Annotated in this window: 25 protein-coding genes and 1 riboswitch; of the genes, 16 read left to right on the plus strand and 9 right to left on the minus strand. The window is 64.0% G+C overall.

Annotation, left to right across the window (positions count from 1 at the left end):
- From cls to KGZ40_02975, 10 genes are all read left to right on the plus strand, one after another.
- Entirely contained in the window at positions 1-1,437 is a 1,437-nt protein-coding gene (gene cls, locus KGZ40_02930) for a cardiolipin synthase (GenBank protein ID MBS3956470.1), read from the plus strand.
- A gap of 119 nt (positions 1,438-1,556) precedes the next feature.
- A complete protein-coding gene (locus KGZ40_02935; protein ID MBS3956471.1) occupies positions 1,557-2,255 on the plus strand; it encodes a hypothetical protein in 699 nt (232 codons plus the stop codon).
- Between the two features lie 185 nt (positions 2,256-2,440).
- On the plus strand, positions 2,441-3,091 hold the full coding sequence (locus KGZ40_02940; protein MBS3956472.1) for a hypothetical protein: 651 nt from the start codon (positions 2,441-2,443) through the stop codon (positions 3,089-3,091).
- 104 nt (positions 3,092-3,195) lie between these two features.
- Positions 3,196-3,333, plus strand: a riboswitch (cobalamin riboswitch).
- Between the two features lie 245 nt (positions 3,334-3,578).
- Positions 3,579-4,526 carry a cobalamin-binding protein gene (locus tag KGZ40_02945; GenBank protein ID MBS3956473.1) on the plus strand — a complete coding sequence of 316 codons (948 nt, stop codon included), beginning with the start codon at positions 3,579-3,581 and terminating at the stop codon, positions 4,524-4,526.
- A gap of 55 nt (positions 4,527-4,581) precedes the next feature.
- Positions 4,582-5,571, plus strand: coding sequence for an iron ABC transporter permease (locus KGZ40_02950; protein ID MBS3956474.1), 990 nt, complete (start codon positions 4,582-4,584; stop codon positions 5,569-5,571).
- The gene (locus KGZ40_02955) at positions 5,568-6,833 is read left to right on the plus strand and encodes an ABC transporter ATP-binding protein (GenBank protein MBS3956475.1); all 1,266 of its coding nucleotides are present in this window, start codon (positions 5,568-5,570) and stop codon (positions 6,831-6,833) included. Before KGZ40_02950 ends, KGZ40_02955 begins: the two co-directional genes overlap by 4 nt.
- 141 nt (positions 6,834-6,974) lie before the next feature.
- Positions 6,975-7,244, plus strand: a complete 270-nt coding sequence (locus tag KGZ40_02960; protein ID MBS3956476.1) for a hypothetical protein — start codon at positions 6,975-6,977, stop codon at positions 7,242-7,244.
- On the plus strand, positions 7,241-7,666 hold the full coding sequence (locus KGZ40_02965) for a type II toxin-antitoxin system VapC family toxin (GenBank protein ID MBS3956477.1): 426 nt from the start codon (positions 7,241-7,243) through the stop codon (positions 7,664-7,666). Before KGZ40_02960 ends, KGZ40_02965 begins: the two co-directional genes overlap by 4 nt.
- A gap of 163 nt (positions 7,667-7,829) precedes the next feature.
- On the plus strand, positions 7,830-8,444 hold the full coding sequence (locus KGZ40_02970) for a hypothetical protein (GenBank protein MBS3956478.1): 615 nt from the start codon (positions 7,830-7,832) through the stop codon (positions 8,442-8,444).
- Positions 8,434-9,450, plus strand: a complete 1,017-nt coding sequence (locus tag KGZ40_02975; protein MBS3956479.1) for a hypothetical protein — start codon at positions 8,434-8,436, stop codon at positions 9,448-9,450. The genes KGZ40_02970 and KGZ40_02975 overlap by 11 nt, the downstream gene beginning before the upstream one ends.
- 32 nt (positions 9,451-9,482) lie before the next feature.
- On the opposite strand, the gene KGZ40_02980 is transcribed toward KGZ40_02975, so the two are convergent.
- The 7 genes from KGZ40_02980 to KGZ40_03010 all read right to left on the minus strand — a co-directional run bounded on the left by KGZ40_02980 (position 9,483) and on the right by KGZ40_03010 (position 15,657).
- Positions 9,483-10,121, minus strand: a complete 639-nt coding sequence (locus tag KGZ40_02980; GenBank protein ID MBS3956480.1) for a DUF1016 family protein — start codon at positions 10,119-10,121, stop codon at positions 9,483-9,485.
- Positions 10,122-10,352: 231 nt separating this feature from the next.
- Complete coding sequence (locus KGZ40_02985; protein MBS3956481.1) at positions 10,353-10,622, minus strand: type II toxin-antitoxin system RelE/ParE family toxin; 270 nt, start codon at positions 10,620-10,622, stop codon at positions 10,353-10,355.
- 3 nt (positions 10,623-10,625) lie between these two features.
- Positions 10,626-10,814 carry a type II toxin-antitoxin system Phd/YefM family antitoxin gene (locus KGZ40_02990; protein ID MBS3956482.1) on the minus strand — a complete coding sequence of 63 codons (189 nt, stop codon included), beginning with the start codon at positions 10,812-10,814 and terminating at the stop codon, positions 10,626-10,628.
- 236 nt (positions 10,815-11,050) lie between these two features.
- Positions 11,051-11,572 (minus strand): peptide-methionine (S)-S-oxide reductase MsrA, encoded by a 522-nt coding sequence (msrA, locus tag KGZ40_02995; GenBank protein ID MBS3956483.1) that lies wholly within the window; start codon positions 11,570-11,572, stop codon positions 11,051-11,053.
- A gap of 306 nt (positions 11,573-11,878) precedes the next feature.
- Complete coding sequence (locus KGZ40_03000; protein MBS3956484.1) at positions 11,879-12,304, minus strand: DUF1284 domain-containing protein; 426 nt, start codon at positions 12,302-12,304, stop codon at positions 11,879-11,881.
- A 274-nt stretch (positions 12,305-12,578) separates the two neighbouring features.
- Positions 12,579-14,291 carry an ammonia-forming cytochrome c nitrite reductase subunit c552 gene (locus KGZ40_03005; protein MBS3956485.1) on the minus strand — a complete coding sequence of 571 codons (1,713 nt, stop codon included), beginning with the start codon at positions 14,289-14,291 and terminating at the stop codon, positions 12,579-12,581.
- Between the two features lie 91 nt (positions 14,292-14,382).
- Positions 14,383-15,657, minus strand: coding sequence for an NAD(P)/FAD-dependent oxidoreductase (locus KGZ40_03010; GenBank protein ID MBS3956486.1), 1,275 nt, complete (start codon positions 15,655-15,657; stop codon positions 14,383-14,385).
- Between the two features lie 113 nt (positions 15,658-15,770).
- On the opposite strand from KGZ40_03010, the gene KGZ40_03015 reads away from it, so the two are divergent.
- Positions 15,771-16,016: a glutaredoxin family protein gene (locus KGZ40_03015; protein MBS3956487.1), complete on the plus strand. Its 246-nt coding sequence runs from the start codon at positions 15,771-15,773 to the stop codon at positions 16,014-16,016.
- A complete protein-coding gene (locus KGZ40_03020; protein ID MBS3956488.1) occupies positions 16,013-16,666 on the plus strand; it encodes a Rieske 2Fe-2S domain-containing protein in 654 nt (217 codons plus the stop codon). The genes KGZ40_03015 and KGZ40_03020 overlap by 4 nt, the downstream gene beginning before the upstream one ends.
- Positions 16,667-16,719: 53 nt before the next feature.
- Here KGZ40_03020 and KGZ40_03025 read toward each other — a convergent pair whose 3' ends face one another.
- Together KGZ40_03025 and KGZ40_03030 are read right to left on the minus strand one after the other, a co-directional pair.
- Positions 16,720-17,643, minus strand: coding sequence for an SPFH/Band 7/PHB domain protein (locus KGZ40_03025; GenBank protein ID MBS3956489.1), 924 nt, complete (start codon positions 17,641-17,643; stop codon positions 16,720-16,722).
- 34 nt (positions 17,644-17,677) lie between these two features.
- Entirely contained in the window at positions 17,678-18,130 is a 453-nt protein-coding gene (locus KGZ40_03030; GenBank protein MBS3956490.1) for an NfeD family protein, read from the minus strand.
- Between the two features lie 240 nt (positions 18,131-18,370).
- Here KGZ40_03030 and cysK point away from each other — a divergent pair, with 240 nt between their 5' ends.
- The 4 genes from cysK to KGZ40_03050 all read left to right on the plus strand — a co-directional run bounded on the left by cysK (position 18,371) and on the right by KGZ40_03050 (position 22,237).
- On the plus strand, positions 18,371-19,330 hold the full coding sequence (gene cysK / locus KGZ40_03035) for a cysteine synthase A (protein MBS3956491.1): 960 nt from the start codon (positions 18,371-18,373) through the stop codon (positions 19,328-19,330).
- Entirely contained in the window at positions 19,330-19,746 is a 417-nt protein-coding gene (locus KGZ40_03040) for an Rrf2 family transcriptional regulator (GenBank protein MBS3956492.1), read from the plus strand. The genes cysK and KGZ40_03040 overlap by 1 nt, the downstream gene beginning before the upstream one ends.
- A gap of 208 nt (positions 19,747-19,954) precedes the next feature.
- Positions 19,955-21,163 (plus strand): branched-chain amino acid ABC transporter substrate-binding protein, encoded by a 1,209-nt coding sequence (locus KGZ40_03045; GenBank protein ID MBS3956493.1) that lies wholly within the window; start codon positions 19,955-19,957, stop codon positions 21,161-21,163.
- A 204-nt stretch (positions 21,164-21,367) separates the two neighbouring features.
- The gene (locus KGZ40_03050; protein MBS3956494.1) at positions 21,368-22,237 is read left to right on the plus strand and encodes a branched-chain amino acid ABC transporter permease; all 870 of its coding nucleotides are present in this window, start codon (positions 21,368-21,370) and stop codon (positions 22,235-22,237) included.
- Position 22,238: the final 1 nt, after the last annotated feature.

The raw sequence follows: 22,238 nt of genomic DNA on the forward strand, positions 1-22,238 counted from the left end.
GTGCTCGTCACGTTCGTCACATGGGTGGCGATAGCGTACGTGGCGGTCATCGTCGTGCTTCTTATCTACGAGGATCGCGACCCGTCGACTACGCTCGCATGGCTCCTCGTGCTCTTGTTTCTTCCGGTAGTGGGCATTCCGCTGTACTTTTTCTTCGGCAGGGTATGGCCGTGGCGCCGCCGTCGAGCCCGGGTCGCAGCGGTGATAGACGCGGCATCGAGACACGTCCTGCCGGCGGTCTACTGCGCGCACGCCTCCTGGGCGAAGGAGCGGCGCAGGCGCTACGACGGGACCGACACGGCGAAGATCATCACGATGATCGAGCGCCAGTGTGCGGCGCCACCCCTTCCGGCGCAGCGCGTGGAGATATTCACCGACGGCGCTGGCAAGTTCGCTCGGCTCATCGAGGACATCGAATCCGCCCGTGATCACGTGCACCTCCAGTACTTCATCTGGGGCCGGGACGAGCTCACCGCCCGCGTCACCCAGCTGTTGCTTCGAAAGCTAGGAGAAGGGGTGGAGGTCCGTGTCGTCTACGATTTCATCGGCTCGGTCTTTCGGGGGAAAGGCGAACTGCGAGCGCTCAAACGGGCGGGCGCGCACGTTCGGGCAGACCTCACGAAACTCAACGAGGTCAACTACCGCAACCACCACAAGATCGCCATCATCGACGGGGTGGCGGGATACACCGGCGGCATGAACATGGCGCAGGAGTACATCGACGGTGGCGCGCGCTTTGACACGTGGCGTGACACGCACGTGCGCGTCGAAGGACCGTTTGTCGCCGAGATGCAGCGGCTGTTCGCGACGAGGTGGTTCGAGGGCACCGGGGAACTCCTGTTCACGGAGCGGTACTTCCCGGTTCGGCCGCTTACCGACCCTTCCTCGGCGGTGCTTTGCCAGATGGTTCACTCGAGCGTGGGGGACCAGTGGGAGGCGATCAAGCAGACGTTCCTGCACGCGGTGGCGAGCGCAGACCGGTCGATCCGCATACAGTCGCCGTACTTCGTGCCTGATCAGGCGTTCTACGACGGCCTCATCACAGCGGGGCTTTCGGGGATCGACGCGCGCTTCATGATGACCGGGGTACCGGACAAGCGTATCCCGTTCTGGGCGGCATTCACGTACTTCCCCAAGCTGCTCGCCGCAGGCGTGCGTGTCTACCAGTACACGGCGGGGTTCTTCCACGCCAAGGCGATCGCGGTGGACTCGACGTTTTGCGCGATAGGGACCGCCAACATCGATGTTCGCTCCTTCTCGCTACACGACGAGATGGCTATGTTCATCTACGACGCCGAGGTCACGCGGCAGGTAGAGGCGGTCTTCGAGTACGACACTCGTCTGAGCAGGGAGATCACCGCCGAGGAAATCGCACGCGCCGGTCGCCTCGAGCGCTTTCGCAACTCGCTCGTACGCCTCATGTCGCGGGTGTTGTGACGGCGCGCACGTCGTGATTCAAGCACTCGCGCACACCGTCCGATGCGAGGGGTATGAACCGATGTGGACGTGGCGCTCTGATGATGCGCGCCCGTGCGAGCGTGAAGGGGTGATTGCGGATGAAGCGGATCGTAGTGCTTATGACGGTGGCCGCGGTATGCGTGGCGATGGTGGTGCCTGTCGCCGCGCTCGGCAGGGGAGGTCCCCCGGAAGGCAAGGGTCCGGCGTACGCTCCGGGGCAGATCAAGAAATCCGGCGGGGAGCTGCCTGGGCGTGGGGACGCCGCGCGCGACGCGGAAAGCGAGCTGGAAATCCCGGACGCGGCGGAAACCACGGACGCGGCGGAAACCCCGGACGTGAAGAAGCGGAAGGGTGGCAAGCCCGCTTCGTCCCAGGCCGCCACAGACATCCCGGATCCCGCGACCGGCCCTGGAGATCCCGATGACTCCGAGGTAGAGACAGGCACACCTGTCCCAGATGTTGACGCGGATGAGCCGACAGGATCCGGCAAGCGACACGGTATAGAGAACGCGCTCTCGCGGATACTTATCAACATCGAGCGGGCAGAGGCGCAGATTGAGGCCGGAACGCGCTCTTACGTTCCCCCTGGACTGCTGAGAGTGATGGCGAAGTTCCTGGGCTGGCTCGGACTCGACGCTGCGCCTGATCCTGGATCCGGGGATCCGGCGCCTGAGGTTCCCGGTGAGCCGGCGGACGGCGGCGACGGTGATGGCGGTTCCGTCGATGATACGCCCACGGTCGAGCCCCCCTACTCCGATGAGGAGACTGGCACGGTCGATCCCCTGCCAGCGGGCTAGCCAATCCAGACTTATCACGGCATCCCACACGGGACCATTTGAGGGCCTCGCCGAATCGCGAGGCCCTCTTCGTGTGCGCTCATCTACCTTGCGCGCGCAAGCGACCGCGCAAGCGACGGGAGCGGCACACGCGGCGGACTGATAGAATGAGCCGGTTTCACTCGCGCCGGACCGAGGAGGCACGCATGACACTTTCTGGCACCTCACGCGCCGTCATAGTAGTGGTGCTCGCGCTTGCCGCGCTTACGGCTGCGGTAGCGACCTTTATGTTGCCCCCGGACAGACAACTGGGCGCGCTTGTCCGTCTCGTGGTCTTTCATGGCGCGTACACGTGGGTGAACATGGGTCTTTTCGCACTCGCGGGCGTCGTGTCGCTGGTGTACCTGGTGTCGCACAGCGGACTGATCGTGGCGTGGGCGACCGCGCTTCGGCGGCTGGCAATCATCGCGTGGATAGGCAACACAGGACTCGGTATGCTCGCTGCGTACTTGGCTTGGGGGTCGGTCAACCCCGCCGAGCCTCGCCTTCGTGCGACGTTCATCGTGCTGTTCTTGAGCGGCGTGGTGCTTGGTATCGACTATTTTGCGGCCCGAGACCGCTTGAGTGCTGTAGTCGATATCGGCATGGCGGCGGCGTTGCTCTGGCTTATCCTCGGGGCCCGTAACTACGTGCATCCGGAGAGCCCCGTCATGAACTCTGGTTGGGAGATCAAAGGACCCTTCTTCGCGATTGTCGGCGCGGTCGCGGTGGTTTCTCTCGGCCTGAGTGCGCTCCTTGCCTCACGTGTGACGGCCGAGCGCGCCGAGGCCAGCGCGGAGCCGACCTCCGTCGCGTGAGGCGTTGACCTTAGCGCTGGCGCGGGTGCTCGTGGTCCGACGCTCCGTGCGGAAGACCGCTGCTTCCTCTCGCGGGATTCGTGCGCTACGATGCCAGCGACAACAGAATAGTGACGTCGTGTGGTGCCCGCGATTTGCGGGAGAATAGGGAAGCCGGTGAGATCCCGGCACGGACCCGCCACTGTGAAGCGGGGCATGAAGCCCCCGAAGTCAGGAGACCTGCCTCACGACGTGCGACGCGGCCTTCGTGGTACGAGGCTTGGACGCGGCACCGGCGACCGGTGCCACCATCAATCTGCCAAACACCCGAAGACCCGGCCCATGACAGGGCGGGTCTTCTTGCGTGTAAGGCCGCGTTCCGACACGAAGGGAGGGATGCGGCCGACAACGCTCGGGTCTGGGCCTCGCGCACACTGACGGCCGAGATCGATCCGTACACCGGTTTGCCGGGAGGGACAAAGCCCCCGGCCCGTAGGTAGGAGAACACATGAATGACAGGATTTATCGAATGGCACGCCTTTTCGCGGCCCTCGCCGTGGTGATGTTGCCGCTGTCCGCGTGCGCGAGTCCCGGGCCCGCGCCTGACGCCGACGCGCCCGTTGCCGCTCCCATAGAGGCCGTCGTCGAGTTTCCGGTGACCGTTACCGACGACACTGGCCGCGAGGTCACGATAGAGACTGAACCGGCGCGCATCGTGAGTCTCGCTCCCGCGAACACAGAGATCCTGGCCGAGCTCGGCCTGCTCGACCGCATCGTCGGGGTAACGAGTTACGACGACTATCCGGCCGAGGTGGCCGATATCGAGGTAGTGGGCGACTTCGTGGGGCCCAATCTTGAGGCTGTGGCCGCGGCTGACCCGGACCTGGTCGTTGCGACCGGTGGCGTTCAGGGCGATGTGATCATCCAACTCGAGGAGCTTGGCGCTACGGTTATCGCGGTTGACCCCGCCGACCTCGAGGGCTTGTTCGATTCGATTGAGATGTTGGGCGCGGCGACAGGCACCGCTCAGCAAGCCTCCGATCTCACCGTTTCGATGCGCGCGGATCTTGAGGCGGTCTCAGCGGCGCTCGGCGACGTCGAACCGGTGAGGTGTTTCATTGAGATCGCGCAAAATCCGCTGTTCACGGCGGGTACTGGTACGTTGCTCAACGACCTCATCAACGCGGCGGGCGGAGTGAACGTGGTCACGGAAAGCGGGTGGGTCGCGTACTCGCTTGAGCAGCTCGTGACCGAGGATCCGGAAGTGTATCTGGCGACGCTCGGCTCGATGTCGGATCCCGATGATCTCGCCGGGCGTCCGGGCTACGCAGAACTCACCGCCGTCAAGAGTGGCCGGGTCCATGTGCTAGACGACAACCTGGTGAGCCGACCCGGACCTCGCGTCGTCGAGGGCGTGAGAGCGATCGCGGAAGCGCTCCATCCCGAGGCGTTTTAGGGAGGGCGTTCAGGTCATGCGCCGACCGCCTCACACCCGGAGCCACGGCATCACGGTGCTTGCCGTGTTGCTCGTCGCGCTCGGCGTCGCGATGCTTGCGGGTGTGGGGCTCGGTGCGGTCCGCGTGGGCGCCGCGGACGTTTTCGAAGCGATCGGTCGCATGGTGTCAGGAACGCCAAAGATGGCCGGAGACGCGGTCATAGTCGACATCCGCCTTCCGAGGGTCGTGCTGGCGGCCTTGGTCGGCGCGTGCCTCGCGACGGCTGGAGTGCTCTACCAGGCGCTCTTTCGCAACCCACTCGCCGATCCCTACATTCTTGGCATGTCGGCGGGAGCGGGTCTCGGCGCGGTCATCGCACTCACACTGACGGCCGGGGCGACAGCGTTTCGATTTGGCGCGGTGCCGCTGGGCGCGTTCATCGGTGCGGTACTCACGATCGTGGTCGTCGTTCGGCTGGCGTCGCTCAAAGGGGTGCTCGACGTGACGTCACTGCTGTTGGCTGGCGTTGCGCTTTCCTACGTTCTTGCCGCCCTCACCTCCTTCATCATGGTGTTCTTCCGTGAGTCCATGACGACGATCGTTTTTTGGATGATGGGCGGGCTAACGGCTGCGTCGTGGCCGTACGTGCTGACTGTCGCGCCCATGTTCGCGCTCGGAAGCGCGATTCCGCTCCTGGCGACGCGAGAGATGAACCTGCTTCTCCTTGGCGAAGAGCGGGCGAGCGAACTCGGTGTCGACGTCGAGCGATTCAAGCGGCTATTGCTGGCGTCCGGCTCGCTTCTTGTGGCCGGGGCCGTCGCGGTGTCCGGGCTGATCGGCTTTGTCGGCCTGATGACTCCACACATCGTGCGGCTCGTGCTCGGGCCGGATCACCGGATGCTATTGCCCGCCTCGGCAATCGCCGGCGCCATCGTCATGGTGCTCGCGGATCTTGCGGCGCGCACCATTCTTGCGCCGGTTGAACTGCCGGTGGGCATAGTGACCGCGCTTGTGGGCGGCCCCTTCTTCATCTGGCTGCTCGTGAGGCGGGGTGTGGGCCGGTGAAGCCGCGTCTGGCATATCGTGACGCGACGATCGGCTACCCTGGCACCGCGGTTGTAAAGCGCGTCACGCTCGATATCGCCGCGGGGGAGGTGGTCGGATTGATCGGCCCCAACGGCGCGGGCAAGTCGACGATACTGAGGGCGGTGACGGGTGCCGCACGCGTCAGTGCGGGCGAGGTCGAACTCGACGGGCGACCGCTCTCGCGGTACTCAGTGCGCGAACGCGCGAGGGTGGCCGCTGTGGTGCCGCAGTCAGTGAGCGCGGCGTTCTCGTTCACCGCTCGTGAGTTCGTGCTCATGGGGCGCCACCCGCATCTTTCCAGACTCCAGCAGCTGTCGTCGGCAGACGAGTCGCTGGCTCATTCTGTCATGGAACACACCGACACCCTGCGTCTTGCCGACGAGGCGGTGGACACCCTGTCCGGCGGCGACCTGCAGCGGCTGGCGCTTGCGCAGGCTCTCGCGCAGCAGCCATCGGTCCTGTTGCTCGACGAAGCCACGAGTCACCTCGACCTCAATCACCGCCTGCAGGTGCTCGATCTCATCCGTGATCTTGCCGATTCGGGGATGGCGGTGCTCGCGGTCTTCCACGACCTCGACTTGGCGGCACGTTACAGTGATCGTCTCGCCGTCGTGGATGCGGGGAGACTCGGTCCGAGCGGTCCGCCGCACGATGTGCTGACGGGCACGCTTCTTGCGCGCGTGTTCAGGGTACGCGCTGTTGTTGGGACCGACCCGGTGACCGGCTCAGTGACGGTGACGCCGGTCCTGCGTGAGGAGGCGGTGGAACAGTCGTACCGTGGACGGGTGCTCGTGGTGGGCGGTTCGGGAACCGGGGCACCGCTCATGCGCGGGCTCTTTCTTGCTGGATACGATGTAAGGGCGGCCGCGTTGAGCGTTGGCGACATCGATCAAGCGGTCGCCGAGGCACTCGGGGTTGCATACGTGAAGATCGCCGCGTTTGGAACCGTAGATCAGGCTGCGGCACGAAGGATCGAAGAGGAGTCGCGCGCCGCAGACGTCGTCATCGTAGGGGAGATCCCGGTGGGCGGGGCGAATCTCGGCAACCTCGCCGCCGCGACGGCCGCTCCCGAGCGCACCGTCTTCGTGGGAGCGTTTGGACCAGGTCGCGACTTCACCGATGGGAAAGCGTCTGCGCTTGTCGCGGACGCTCTCGCCCGCGGGGCACGTCAGGTCGCAGACGTCGAGGCTGCCCTCGCCGCGGCGGCGGAGATCAGTCGAGCGGCTGGAAGCGGCGCATGAGGACAGGATGCTAGCGTTGTGCTATCATTCTGTCAGTCAACCGTTAGAGCACATTCAGACAGGCCGATCATACTCGCCTCACCCACCGCGACACCGAGGAGGAGTATGGCGAACACGACACACCACCCGAGGAGATCACCCATGCCAGACCTTCTCATCCGAGGGTTGAGCGCCGAGGCGCTCGCTCGCCTCAAAACTCAGGCGACAGCGCATGGCCGCTCGATGCAAGCGGAAGCCAAGTCGATCGTCGAGGCGGGCATCAGGCCCACGATGGCCGAGTGGCTCGAGCGCGTCGATCGCTCGCGCACACGCATCGAGGCGGAGCGCGGATCGCTCGAGGAGTCCTCGGCCGCCATCCTCCGCGAGCTCCGTGACGGCCGCACACTTCGCGGCGATCCCCGCACGAAGTGACCGGATCTGACCGCATCGTCGCGGACGCGAGCCTCGTGCTCGCCGTGCTGCTCCCCGAGGCGCACTCTGACGAGGCGCGTGCCGTGCTCGCCGGCGCCGACGAGGTTCACGCACCGGACCTCCTGCTCTACGAGGTCGTCTCCGCGCTCCGCATGCACGTGGTCCGCGGCACGCTCACGATCGCCGAGGCCGAGACCAAGGGCGCCGAGGCGCACGACGCACCCCTGCTCCTGACAGGCGCCCGCGAGCTCGATGCGCACGCACTGTCGCTCGCGCACGTACTCGGGCACTCAGCGTACGACTGCTTCTACCTGGCGCTCGCGATCGAGCGGGAGTGCGTGCTCGTCACCGGGGACCGGGGTCTCGCCTCGGCCGCGCGCGCAATCGGACTTGGCACGCACGTCCGCCTGCTCGGCGCGTGAGCTGCAGACCGGCAGCGTTCTGACGGCGCGGACGCAGCGCTTGGCGATCAGGCGACACGCAGCCACTTAACAGGGCCACCAACCGGTCCCGTAGAGAATCCTTGTCATGACCGTACTCATCGGTCATAATGACCGTATAAAACGGTCATTAATAAGGACTGCCATGCTTGGGAATCGCGTAACCATCAGCGAAGCTCTCAGCGCCCTCGGTGCCCGGCTCGAAGCGATGGGCACGCCGGAGTTGGAGATCGTAGTCATCGGTGGAGCAGCACTGTCCGTGCTCGGATTCGTCGACCGCAGTACACGTGATGTCGACGTGCTCGCGCTGGGCGTGCGCACACCGGATTCGGTGGCTCCCCTACTTATCAAGTCACACCCGCTCCCCGACGCGCTGCGCACAGCCGCCAAGGGCGTTCAACGTGATCTGGGCCTCCGCGAGGACTGGCTCAACGCCGGTCCGACCAATCTCCTGGACCACGGCCTCCCCGCCGGGTTCGCCGAGCGGCTCGTGGGTCGGCGCTTCGATACCCGGTTGCTGGTGCATTTCCCCGCACGTGAGGACCTGATCGCACTCAAAGTCTACGCGGCAGCTGGCACTGGGGTGGGCAGACACACTCAGGACCTGGTAGCGCTCGGTGCCACACCCACTGAGTTGCTCGCCGGCGCGAGATGGGCGCGTTCACAGGATCCCTCCACCGGCTTCAAATCCATGCTCCTTGCGCTGCTCAGATACTGCGACGCGCTCGCGGAAGCGGAGGTGTTCGACAGTGAACCCTAGCGACCTTCGCGCGCTACTGCGGGATTCGCTCACGGAGCTCGCATGGAGTCAGTGGACTGCGATCGGCGTCGCTGGATCGGGGGCGAGAGCGAGTACGTTGATCGACCCCGAGGCGCTGCTGGTAGCGAGCACGAGTATCGCCCGGTGGGATGCCCGCCTCTTCGACGAGGTCCTCGACTGGGTCTCGACGAACGGTACGCTTCTCGACGCCGCACGACTGCGTCGGCTGGCCGAGCGAGCGACTCCGGCGCAGCGGCGCGTCGTCCTCGCGATCCTTCGTTCAGCAGACCGCGAACGTGAGATCACACCTTTGCGACGAGTCGAAGATGCACTCGTCGCACGGGAGGAAGCCGAGACCTACGGGACGGAGCCGCTGTTCCACGCGAGCAGCGCCGGAACCGCGCAATGGACCTCGCTCGACGATACGTTCGCCGATCTCGGGTTTTCACGATCCAGCGCCCGCCCCAAGAGCATGTCGACATCACCGGACGGATCGTCGCCGGCGTGTCTGCGCTTTGCACTCAGGGGCCTCGTAGGAACCGGAGCGCGCGCCGAAGTACTGACGTATCTGCTGACCCATGAGTGGGCGCATGGCCGACTGATTGCCGAGTACGCGGCGTACAACCAGTCGGTCGTTGCGGATTACCTGGGCTCACTTTTCGACGCCGCTCAGGTCGAGAAGCGCGTGCGCGGCAGACGTGTGGACTACCGCATCGTAGGCCTTCTTACAGACGCGCTGCCCGAGGCCCCCGAATCCGTGGCGTGGCACCGGGTGTGGCCCGCGCTCGTCGCGATCCTGGAGGCGCCGTCCGCCGATATCAGCGAGCAGGCGCAGTGGGTCCGGCTCGCTGACGTGCTCGATGCGCAGAGCGAGGCGCTCGCCGCAGAGGGATTCGAACTTGATCTGCCGAGTATGGACCGGTGGATGACGCTAGGCAGTATCCGGATCGAAGCCGGGGTACACCAGGTGGCCACACGCTGCCGCGAACTCGCCGGGCACCGATAGGGTTGTCGAGTCGGCAAGAGTGCACCGCTCACTCAAGCGCAGCCAGCCTCCGCTGCAGCTGCTCGCGCGCCGTAATTCTTGCTTTCGATGGTCACGCGCTTTTGCCGTCCGACGAACGTGAAGCCCGCGCCAAGTTCGAGCATGAAGCACTCGACCTCGTCGAGGATCGCCCGTTCGAGCTGCGACTCGCTGTGCTGCAGCGGCAGGTCGAGGAAGTCGAGCACGTATGGATCGCTGCGCGTGTGTTTGGTCCACCCTTCATGCGCGCACAGCGCAAGGTAGAAGTCGCGTTTGGGCTGCTTAGAGATGGTGAGAAGCTCCGCGATGTTGGTCCAGGTCAATTTTGCCGCCAGTGGCGGCAAAATCTCCGGCTCGGGATACAGCTCAGCGAACTTCACCATTCGCGAAAGGTTTCGCCAGCCGAACCCGCGGCCGTAACGTTCAGTGAGTCGGGCCGCCAATCCCTTCAGTACATCCATGTCGTATCCCGTACGCCCATCGCCGAGCACGTCCTGGCGGACGCGCCTCCCGGCACTCCAGTAGAGCATTACCAGCTCCGTGTTGGCCGCCGAAGCAGCGCGGGCCCGTGCCCGCTCGATCAGTTCCGTGACGTCGCCCAACAATGCGTCGCTAACGACGTCGGGACTCGGGTCGGCACCTCTGCCCGTCATAGAGCGCCCCCTGTCTCGGGGTGACGCGGAATGCGCCTGGGCCGAGAGTGCAGGCGAGGGCTTACCGGTCTCTGTGCGAAGTCTTACCGCCGAACGAAAGTGGCTCCGCATTCGATCCTGAGAGATTTGGCCGCCACTGGCGGCCAAATGTTGGCCCGGTGTCCGGCACTGCATGTGGGGGCCGCAGGATATTCTCGCCACTGGCGAAAGAATGTCCAGGTCGGAACCCATTCACCGCGCGCGGTACACGTCCACGCGGTGCTCGATACGGACGGCGCGGACGGCGCGCTCAGCTTCGTCTACACGGTAGATCGCGCGGTACGGGCCGCGCCGGGCATTCAGGTAGCCTTCGAGATCGAACATCAGCGGCTTGCCCACCCTTGCCGGGTTCTCCAGCAGCAGCCCCGTCATGAACTCGACCATCGCCGCGGCGGCGGCTTCGGGAAGTCTGCGTAGCGTGCGCTCGGCCGATGAGGCGACCAGCAGCCTGTACGCCTCCATCGGCTACTCCGAATCGAGGTACTTCGCCCGCAGCTCGGCAGCGCTCACGTACTGGCCGCGGTTGATCTCGCGCTCTGCGGAACGGATCTCTTCGAGAGCTCCGGGCGCCGAGAGGATCTCTAGCGTCTCCTCAAGGCTTGCGAGGTCCTGCACGCTCATGATGACTGCCGCGGGACGCCCGTGCCGGGTGATAACGACACGCTCGTGCTGTCACTCGACGAGATCGACGATCTCCGAGAGGTGAGCTTTGACGTCGGCAAGTGAACGTGTGGCCGCGAGGGGCGAAACGCGATTCAGCGCCGCGACGGACTTCACCACCCGATTCACCCATGGCTTTTCCCCGGGCAGCAAGTGCCTCCCAGGCAAGCACAAGATCCCTCGGCCGATCTTGATGCAGCACCTCGAGTATCTGCGCCGCCTGCCCTCTGCTACTCGAAGTGCGATGCGTCCGGGACGGCCTCGGCGGCCTTGGCGAACAGCTGGATGTCGATGTGGCAGTACCCGCCTGGATTCTTGTCGAGATAGTCCTGGTGGTACTCTTCCGCCGATACGTAGGCGCCCAGCGGCTCGACCTCGACGACGACAGGCTCCGCGAACTGTTCCTGGAGTTTCGCGACCGAGCGCTCGATGAACGGAAGGTCGGCGGGGTCGCTGTAGTAGACGCCGGTGCGGTACTGCGTACCGACATCGTTGCCCTGCCGGTTGAGCGAGGTCGGGTCGATGGCCTCGAAGAAGATTTCGAGCAGGAACGGCAGCGGTGCGAAGGACGGGTCGTAGTCCACGCGCACGGTCTCCGCATATCCGGTCCGGCCGGTAACGACATCGCGGTACGTGGGCGAGTCGGTCGTGCCGTTGGCGTACCCGGCCTCAGTCGAGCTCACGCCACGCACCGAGGCCATGAGCTTCTCGACACCCCAGAAACACCCTCCGGCGAGATAGATCGTGGCCATGTCGTCTCCTTCAGTGATGGCGGGCGAAGCGGTCGTATCCGGGTCGGGACGCGAGGTGTTTTCTGTAGCAGCAGGCGCACAGCCGAGGAGCGTTGCGGGAAGTAGCACTGCGGCCAACAGTAGGTATGTGACCGAGAGAGGCCTGAGACTCACGAGGACTCGATTCCGAGGGGGAAAGGATGGCGCCACCGTCCTCGGAGCAAACGCTGTGCTAGATAACAGTGTCTGCGCTTGTCGCGGACGCTCTCGCCTGTGGGGCACGTCAGGTCGCCGACGTCGAGGCTGCCCTCGCTGCGGCGGCTGAGATCAGTCGAGCGGCTGGAAGCGGCGCATGAGATCGATCATCGGGCCGCAGTCGGCTTCCGAAGGGCAGCCGGCGCATGCGAGTGAGCGCCACTGTTTGAGGATACGCTGCGCCGCCAGGGTGGTCGCTCCGTACTCGAAGGCGTCTCCCGGGCGCATTTCCAGGAGCTCAAGTGCGAGCGCGTCGAGTACCCTGACCACCGCCTCGCCCTCACCCTCGACAGTGCCCACGCAGATGCCGTCCACGAGAGCGGGACAACGCGCGCAGAGGTCGTCCGGACCAGCCACGACCGTCCCTGGGCTCTCCGTGAGCCGCTCGAGGACGCCGATCACGTTGCGGGCGAACTCCGCCGAGTGGCCCTTGCCGTGCATGAACTGTAAGCAGATGAGGTGGTGTCCCCTGAGTCGCGGACCGGACTCGACGCTCACGGCAGTCAACTCACGGGTATCCACGGTGGAGGCGGGTTGTACTCTGGTCCCATGACCGGCGCTGGCTTCAAGTTCGAGAAGGTTTGCACGACCGCGACCTGTACCGATGCCAACATGAGTGAGCTGATCGCTATGAGTAGTGCGAATCGCTGCAGTATAGAAGGTGCGCACACGGCTCAGCTCTCACTCGGCCAGATGACAAGTTGCCCGTTGCAACAACCGTACCATATGCGAAGTTCTGCAGCCTTCACGCACCCGCGCTGTTCCGCGCGCGTTACTCCTCGGCCGGGAGCGCCTCGCCGGCGCGCTTCAGAGCCTCTCGGGCAAATTGTTCCGCATCATCCATCGCATCGAAGACCTCGTCGAAGTTGTGGAACCCCATCGAGTTCTCTGACACGATGAGGTTCTCCCAGAGGACGTGGGCTTGCTGGTGTGCCTCGATGGCCGCTTCGTGCGCCGTCGTGTCAACGGTGCGACCGGCGTCAGTGGCTTCGCGCAGCGCGCCGAGCCGGGTGACCGAGAGCGCGAGCAACTCTTGAACGATCTTCTGGCGTTCATAGACCGCCCGCTGTCCGGCGATTGCGTCGGCGATCCGGTTTCCGTGACACGTTTCGCACGGCCCCGTCCCGATGACCGCGGCCAATCCGGTCGCTTGCGCGAATGCGCCGTACACGGCGGTGTCGTGGTACTTATAAGGGCTCGTCATCCAGTGGCTCCTGACCCACTCACCCGTCACGGAGCGCACGCGGGGCATGTGGCATGAGACGCAGGTGGCGCCCGCGTTGTAGTGGACGCTGTTCCAAGCGAGCTCGACTTCGGGATGCTGGCTCTTGATGAGCGGCGCGCCGATTATCGCGTGCGTCCAGTCTTGCGCGTAGCCGAAGGTGCGCGAGTAGTGCTCGTGCAGATCACCGGCTTTCGCCCAACCGTAGTGGTCACGTACCACGCCGTCTATTGCGCTCCTGCCGCACGTGTACTCGACGTGGCACTGGGCACACAGCAGAGTCTCGAGGTCTTTTCGCGAAGCGGAGGCGACGTCGTTCACTATGTCAGGGGCGTAGGGGTTGACGCCGCCGCGGCCGTCGACACCGCCCGAGGCTATCGCGTCGGCCATAGCGGGCCGGATGAGGCGGAGCTCAGACGAGTGTGGATCGTGGCAGTGGTTGCAGCCGATGCCGTACGGCATGGTGTCTTTGGTGGTCGCGATAGTAGCCGCCCACAGCATGTCTCTGTGCTCGGCGGGGTCCTCACTTGCTGATGGCCGCGAAGTGTACACGCGTCCGTCGGGAAACACGGCGGTCGCACTCACCTCGTAGCTCTCGAAGTCGGTTGACAGGCTCACGACGGTGCCTGCCGGTATGTCGACGGTCCGTGCAGGCGTGCCGTCACCTGCCGTGTGCGTGAGCTTGATGGAGGTGTCCGCGGGCACGGTGAGAGGTGTACCCGTGTGCCACGCCCACGCGACCTTGGTCGATTTGCACTGGAGGCACGTCTCGAACTTGGCGCGCAACGTCTCGTAGTGCTCTTCGAGCATCCACACGTGCGCGCCTTCCTCACGGTAGTCGCGTACGAAGCCGTGCCCGGCCACTATGGTGTTGTACTCGGGAAACTCCTCGACCTTGTGGATCGGCGGCACTCGCTGCGAACCGCCAAACGGTCCTACCTTCAGGTTGTCATCGTACAGATGCATCCCGGCGATGGATGAATGACACTCCGCGCAAGCGTCGACGCGCCAGTCGATAACCGCGCGCACCCCCTCGGGGTCGGCTGCGTGGGCCTCGGCGTCCTCGTGGCACGTCGCGCATCCCGAAGCCGCATGGGGTCCCGCGGCGTACGCATCCACGTTATCGGCGTGACACTCACCGCATGCGGCGCGCGCGTCAGTCACAGCGACCGGCTCGTAGACCGCCTTTCCACACCCCGACATCGCTGCGGTCACGGAAATCGTGGCAGCGAGCATGACGGCTACTCGAAGCGGTCCTCTCATCGATCTGGTCCTCCCTCGCGGCCGGATTCCATGCAAGGCCGTAGATACTCGTGAGCGCAGGAGAATACGGCATCCGCTGCCAGCCGCCGGTCTACCGAGCCATTGCGAGCATCTCTTTGAGTCTTTTCCACGCGAGCCCCGCTCCTCCTACCGAGAACCAATACATGACGTAGGTGGCACGCTTCATGATGATCGCGGGCACCCCGGAGATGTTCATGTTGAACATCCAGCCCACGCCCCAACGCGGGCCCACGCTCACAAACTCACCGTGCATATGCGGTTTGAACACGACAGGACTCTCACCTCGCGCCTCGCGCATGATGTTCTCGGCGGTGTGCTCGCCTTCTCGAATCGCGAACTGCGCGAGCATCGGCAGGATCTTGTTGTTCGCCGGATCCCTAAACGCCGCGACGTCTCCGATGGCGTAGATCTCGGGATGCCGAGGCGAGCGAAGGTACTCGTCACAGACGAGCCGTCCCGAGCTGTCGAAGTCGAGCCCCCAGCTGATCGCGTCGGGATCCGCCTTCGCGCCTCCGCAGAAGACGAGCACCCGAGTCTCGATTCGCTCGCCTGATTCCAGCACGACGGCGTCATCATCTACCCGTTTGACCATCGAGCCCACGTATAGCTCGACCCCCATTCGCCGCAAGCGTTCCATCGCGCGGACGCGCTGTGCTCGGGGCAGGTCGTAGAGGATCTCGGGCCGCCCTTCCACAAGCCGGATCCTGAGATCCGCGGGGTCAAGTCCCGCGTCTCGCGCACGGCGTGGAAGCATCTGGCCGAGGGTCCCGACGATTTCTATCCCTGTCGCTCCGCCGCCGATCACAGTGAAACACAGCGCCTTGGTACGGGCTGTCCTGTCCGAAAGGGTGGCCGCTCGCTTGAACGCCCACTCGATACGGCGTTGCAGCTCTTGCGCGTCGTGCACCGACCACATCGTGACCGCGCGCTCCGCGAGTCCGGGCACAGGAGGCACGAACGCGATCGCACCGGTCGCCAGCACGAGTCGCCAGTACTCCACACGCTGGCCGTTCTCGCCACGCTGACCAACGGTGACCGCGCGTTGCTCGGCATGGACGGAATCGAGCCGGTTGTAGCAGACGGTCACCGGCAAGTCGCGGAAGACGGTGGGGTGCCACAGCTCGCAGAACTCCGGGCGGGGCGGTCCCACCGCGACGAGGTCGAGTTCGGAGAGCGCTTGCTGGCACGGGTTGGGCTCGATGAGGAGGATCTCGATGTCGTCGGATGGCCGCATCGAACGCGCGAGTCTGACGGCCAGTGTGGTTCCCCCGTATCCGCCTCCGGCGATGACCACTCGGCGGCGGGAACCTGGCTTTGCGCACTCCATTTGGGTGATGTCTGTCATCATGCTCCTCGCACTCGGCTTACGTAGGCTTCTACCCGTTCGGCGTGCTGCGAGTTGTGGAACAAACCCCCAAGATGGCGTGTTACCGGTACCACTCGCGACAAGGAGTTCTGATGCAGATCATCGTGTTTGGTTTATCCACGTGTCCGTACTGTCGGATGACCAAGAAGTTTCTCGACGAGGCTGGTGTCGAGTATGAGCTAACTGAGGTAGACCTGCTCGATGGCGAGGAGAAGGAAGCCGCCGTAGCCGAGGTCAAGCGGCTTTCGGGTGGCACGTCTTTTCCGGTCGTGGTGGCCGGTGACGAAGTCATCGTCGGCTTTAACAAGAAGCGCATCAAGGAGTTGCTGGCAGGGTGAGCGACCGGTCGGTGCGCATGCGATTCCATGAAGACACGACGGTCGAGGACCTCAAGGCGTACATGACTCCGTTTGTCGCGAGGCTCGGCTACGTGTTCAACGACGACGCGGAATTCGTGGATGAGGTGCTCGCAAGTGAGTTGGAGATCCTCGCCGAGACGGGCGACGTGTACTGTCCGTGCCGGGTGCGCACTGGGGATCCGAAAGCGGACTACAAGGTCGTCTGTCCCTGCATCCCGTTTTTCGCCGATGAGTTCGCGAAGCTGCGCAAGTGCTGGTGCGGCTTGTTTGTCATGCATGATGTCGAGGACGGGAGCGAGCTGCACGGCGTGATCGAGGTGTCTCCCGGGCCCGCCGAGGTCCCGGTCGTTCCAGCTGACGAGCTGGCGCCCGGCGGTGTGCGCACTGTACGCGTCGGCACGCGGGAGATCGCGCTTGTAAGAGTCGGCGACGAGTTCTTCGCGCTTGGCAACGTGTGCCGTCACGCATTCGGGCCGCTCGGCCAGGGCTTCATCGATGGGTATGCGCTGATGTGCCCGTGGCACGGGTGGCGTTACGATGTGCGCGACGGGAGTACCGACCACCCCGGCGCGGACGTCAAGACGTATCCGGTCGCGGTGCGCGGCGGTTACGTCTACGTCACCGTGTGAGCGGCGCGCGGGCCGCCTGAGCGCTCCCGCTGCCCGTCCTGAGTCTTACTCGGTTACTCGGCGGTCTTCTCCTTGGCGAACAGCTCGGCGATGCCGCCGATCGATCCCATGATCCCGGTGACCTCCATTGGCAAGAAGACCTTGTTCGCCTCGCCGTTGGCTATCGCCTTGAGGGCCTCAAGGTAGCGAATGGCGATGAGGTCGTTGGTGGGGCTGCCCTCGTGGATGGCGGCGAACACGTACTTGATCGCGAGCGCCTCGCCCTCGGCGACGGTGTGGTACTTGAACTTCTCTGCCTCAGCAACTTCCTTGATCGCCTGGGCCTCACCCTCGGCCTCCAAGATGTTTGCCTGTTTGGATCCCTCGGCTCGGGTAATCGCGGCCTGCTTGTCGCCATCGGCCTCAAGAATCAGCGCGCGACGCGTCCGCTCCGCTTTCATCTGGCGGTGCATCGCTTCGGTGACGTCGACGGGAGGCTCGATGCGCTGCAGTTCGACGCGCACCACGCGCACGCCCCACTTGTCGGTTGCGTCATCGAGAATCTGGCGTAGTGCGGCGTTGATGGTTTCGCGGCTCGTGAGCGATTCGTCGAGTTGCATCTCTCCGATGACGTTACGCAGGTTGGTCTGCGCGAGTTTCGTCGCGGCCATGTAGAAGTTGGCCACGTTATACATGAGCTTCACGGGGTCGGTCGCCTCGTAATACACCACGGCGTCGACTGTGACCACGACGTTGTCTTTCGTGATGACTTCTTGCGGCGGTACGTCGACGACATTTTCGCGCATGTCGACTTTGGTCATGCGGTCGACGAGCGGGATGATGAAGTGAAGTCCTGAGTCGAGCGTCTTTTGGTACTTGCCAAACCGCTCGACGATACCCTTCTCGTACGGGCGCACGATGCGGATCGCGAGCATCGTGTAGACGAAGAGTACGACCAAGACGACCAAGCCGAACCCCACAGCGGCGAAGACCTCCATCATCCGTTCCTTTCTGCTCGTGCGCGGCGCTCTCTCACGATGCCGCGACGTCCGTTTCTGATGGTTGCACGATCAGGCGCGTTCCCACTACTCGCTCGACCGTCACCCGGGTGCCCGAGGGAATGTTCTCGCCGCTTAAGGACTCGGCGCGCCACTCCTCGCGTTCCACTCTGACGCGTCCTGTCGCGGAGTCCGGGTCGATCGCCTCGATCACCGTTCCCGGTAAACCGAGCAGCCGGTCGACCCCCGTGCGGACGGGTGGTTCGTGCGTGAGGCGGTTCGCATACCGGCGGAGCAGCACGAGCATCGCGCTCGAGACACCTATGAATGCGATCCACTGCCATCCGACATCCGCTCCGAGGTATTCGAGGAGTGCCGCCGCAGCGGCGCCGACAGCAAACGGCAACAGAAAAAACGTCGCGGTAAACATTTCAGCGATGAGCAAGATCGCCGCAAGCAGGACCCAAACCCAGAACCAGATCTCCACCTTTGTTCACCCCTGAGTATCGGTCAGTCGGACGCGGGATCTCTTCTCATAGATTGGTGACACTCTACTCAATCATTCCCAAATGCGGCGTGTGCCGGGGGTTTTCCGGTCAGCCACGTCTGTCTAACTCATCCGCGGCGACGTAGCGCTATAAATACGCAGTAAGCGCACTTAAGAGATGCGATATTGTGGGTTCGAGGGTGGTACCATCACCATGAAGCCGCCGATCAAGGAGTCATCATGAGCCATGAACTTACTGCTTCGGTCGATCTGACCATAGGGGACACTCCGCTTGTAGCGCTTAGGCGCCTCGGTGCGGGGCTGCCTGGCCGCATCGCCATCAAGTTAGAGTCGCGAAATCCGGGCGGCTCGGTGAAGGACCGCATCGCTCGCGGCATGATCGACGACGCCGAGGCGAGCGGGCGCATATCACCTGGGAAGTCGGTGCTTGTTGAGCCTACGAGCGGCAACACGGGCATCGCCCTGGCGATGATCGGTGCCGCGCGCGGCTACGAAGTCGTCCTCACCATGCCCGAGAGCATGTCGATCGAGCGCCGCCGCCTCTTGTTGGCGTACGGAGCCGAGTTGGTGCTTACTCCTGCTGGCGAGGGGATGGCTGGCGCGGTGGCCGCGGCGGAACAAATCACCGCTGAACGCGAGAGAGCGTTTCTTGTCGGGCAGTTTGTCAACCCCGCGAATCCGCGGACACACTATGAGACCACCGGCCCTGAGATCGAGCAGGCGCTTGCCGCGGAACCGATAGGGGCGCTTGTCGCGGGCGTAGGAACCGGAGGTACCGTGTCGGGTGCCGGACGCTACCTCAAGGAGCGCTTCCCTGGCGTACGGGTCATCGCTGTCGAGCCGGCCGAGTCACCGATCATCTCGCAGACTCGCGCGGGCCAGGAGCTCACGCCTGGACCGCATCTCATCCAAGGGATCGGCGCCAACTTCGTGCCGATGACTCTCGATCTTGGTGTCCTCGACGAGGTGTTTCCGGTCGAGGGCGAGAGAGCGCTCGTCATGGCGCGGACGCTCGCCGCCGAAGAGGGCATTCTTGGCGGGATATCGAGTGGGGCGAACGTTGTCGCGGCGCTTGAGGTAGCCGCGCGGCCCGAGATGGAGGGCTTGACCGTGGTGACGTTCGCGCCTTCCACTGGCGAGCGCTACCTGTCGACGCGGCTTTGGGAGGAGTTGGGCTGATGCGCGTGGCCCAGCGAATCGATTACGCGATGCGGGCCGTGACCGCACTCGCGGCCCTCCCTGAGAATCGTATGATGCCAGCCGGAGAGCTGGCCGATCGTCTCGGACTGCCGAGGCGATTTGTTGAGCAACAGGTCACCGTTCTCGTTCGTCACGGGATCGTTCGCAGCCGCAGGGGTCCGGGCGGCGGAGTCGCGCTCAACCGTCTCGCCGGACAGATCACCGCGTACGAGGTGATCGTGGCGGTCCAAGGCGATCTTCTCGATGTGCCCCGGGTGAGCGCCTCGGCGGTTTCTGAGATGTGGGGGAGCGCCGCTGAGTCGCTCGAGCGGCACTTCAAGGGGATCGATCTTGAGGAACTAGCCGTGCGCCAACGTGAGTTGGATGAAATGAACGGCTTCATGTATCACATCTGATGCGGCCCGGAGATTGTGCGCGTGTGACGGGCGGGACGGAAATGGGCCGCGTGTGTACTGGCGTTCTTGTTACCGCCAAGCGTGTTCTGATACACTCCAGCAGTCCTACGCGGTGCATACCGATTGGGGCAGGGAGCGGTGGCGCAGGTGCGCTGACGCAGTGACAGGTGCGATTCCGCACGGAGCGAATTGGAGGACAGGGATGAGTGTGGCAAAGAGAAAGCGTTTCTTCGCCATCATCGCTATGCTGACGATGCTTGCGATGGTCGTCACCGGCTGTGGTGGCGGCACTGGGACCGGGGATACCGGTGACACTGGTGCCACGGGCGACGCCGTCGACGTCAAGATCGGCGTGAGCTCGCCTTTCACGGGTGATGTGGCCGCTCTCGGTCTCGGCATCCGCAACGGTGCGCAGCTGGCCATTGAAGAGGCCGCGCCAGAGCTCGCTGAGCTCGGCATCAATCTGACGATGCTCGCGGTCGACGATGCTGCGGACCCCAAGACCGGCGTGAACGCCGCGAATCAGATGGTCTCTGACAGTGCGGTGGTCGGAGTGGTCGCCCACCTGAACTCGGGCGTATCGATTCCGACGTCGGCTGTGTACAACGAGGCTGGCATCGTCCAGATCTCGCCGGCGTCGACCAACCCGCAGCTCACGCTGCAGGGTCTCGAGAACGTCTTCCGCGTTTGCACGGTCGACACGGTTCAGGGTTCGTTCGCGGCTGAGTTCGCTTTCGACACCCTCGGCTACAAGACCGTCGCGGTGATCGACGACTCCACCCCGTATGGCGAGGGCCTAGCGGCAGAGTTCGCGAAGGCGTTCGAGGCCAAGGGCGGCACCGTGACCTCGACCGACAAGGTTCAGGTCAAGGATCAGGATTTCACCGCTCTCGTGACCAAGATCCGTAGCGATGCTCCTGACTTCATCTACTTCGGTGGCATGTACACCGAGGCCGCGCTCGTTGCCAAGCAGTCCAAGGACGCTGGCTTCGAGGGTCCGGTCATGGGTGGAGACGGCCTCTACACCCAGCAGTACGTTGATATCGCCGGTGCCGCGAACGCCGAGGGCGACTTCGCGACATCAGTTGGTCTCCCGCTCGCCGAGCAGCCCAAGGGCCTAGATTTCAAGGCGGACTTCGAGGCGAAGTTCCCCGGTCAGGCCATCGAGGCGTACGACACCTACGCGTATGACGCAGCCAAGGTGATCATCGAGGCGATCAAGAAGGTCGCCGCCGATCTCGGCGCCGCTGAAGTCGTGACCCCAGCTGGCAAGCAGGCCATCATTGATGCTGTTGCGGCTACCAACATGGAAGGCGTGACCGGAACCGTCGCCTTTGACGAGAACGGTGACACGACCAACAAAGCTATCACCGCTTATGTGGTGCGCGATGGCGCCTGGGTTCCCTACACCGAGTAGCGGAAGCCGAGCAGTCTCGTAAACACTCGGCCCGGGTGGGACACGGTGACGTGACCTGCCCGGGCCGGCGTGGGGGCAGGCCCGGAGTTACTGGCATGGCCCCGTTGCGCCGTGCCATTCACGCGAATCACGGATGGAGCACTCGTGTCAGCCGAACTCGGTATTTTAGTACAGCAATTCATCAACGGAATCACCCTTGGAGGGATGTACGCGCTGCTTGCCCTCGGGTACACGCTCGTGTACGGCATCTTGTTGATGATCAACTTCGCCCACGCCGAGATGTTTATGTTCGGTGCGTATGTGGGACTATTCACGCTCACTGGCCTGGCCCGTATCGAGTTCTTCACATCGAGCGGTCCGGCGCTGTTGCTTCTCTACTTGCTCACGTTTCTGATCGCCATGATCGCGACCGGAATTCTTGGCGTGATCATCGAACGTTTCGCGTATCGTCCGCTACGGCACGCGCCGCGTCTTGCGCCGCTCATCTCGGCGATCGGCGTGTCGCTGTTCCTTCAGAACGCCGTGCTGCTCTGGATATCTTCGCGCTCTCTGCCATTCCCGGTGCTCTTTGAGGTGCAAACGTACCAGATCGCAGGCGCGACGATCTCTTCGATGCAGATTCTCATCATCGTCACCACGATCGTGTTGATGCTGGTGCTCGATAACTTTGTTTCACGCACACGCCTCGGCAAGTCAATGCGCGCGACGTCCCAGGACCGGGAGACCGCAGGCCTCATGGGGGTCGACATCAATCGCGTTATCGCGCTGACATTCTTCATTGGCCCGGCGCTCGGCGCCGCTGCGGGAATCTTCTCGGGCATGTACTACGGCAACATCAAGTACAACATGGGCTTCATCCCAGGGATCAAGGCGTTCGCCGCGGCGGTTGTCGGCGGAATCGGCAACCTGCGCGGAGCGATGCTTGGAGGGTTTTTGATTGGTCTGCTGGAGTCACTTGCCGCCGCGTACATCAGCACGGGATACAAGGACGTTATCGCGTTCGTGATCCTGATTATCGTCCTGATCTTCAAGCCCGGTGGCATTCTGGGCGAGTCCGTCGCGGAGAAGGTGTAGC

It is taken from the genome of Clostridiales bacterium (assembly GCA_018333995.1).
In the GTDB taxonomy this organism is placed as follows: Bacteria; Actinomycetota; Coriobacteriia; order Anaerosomatales; family SLCP01; genus JAGXSG01.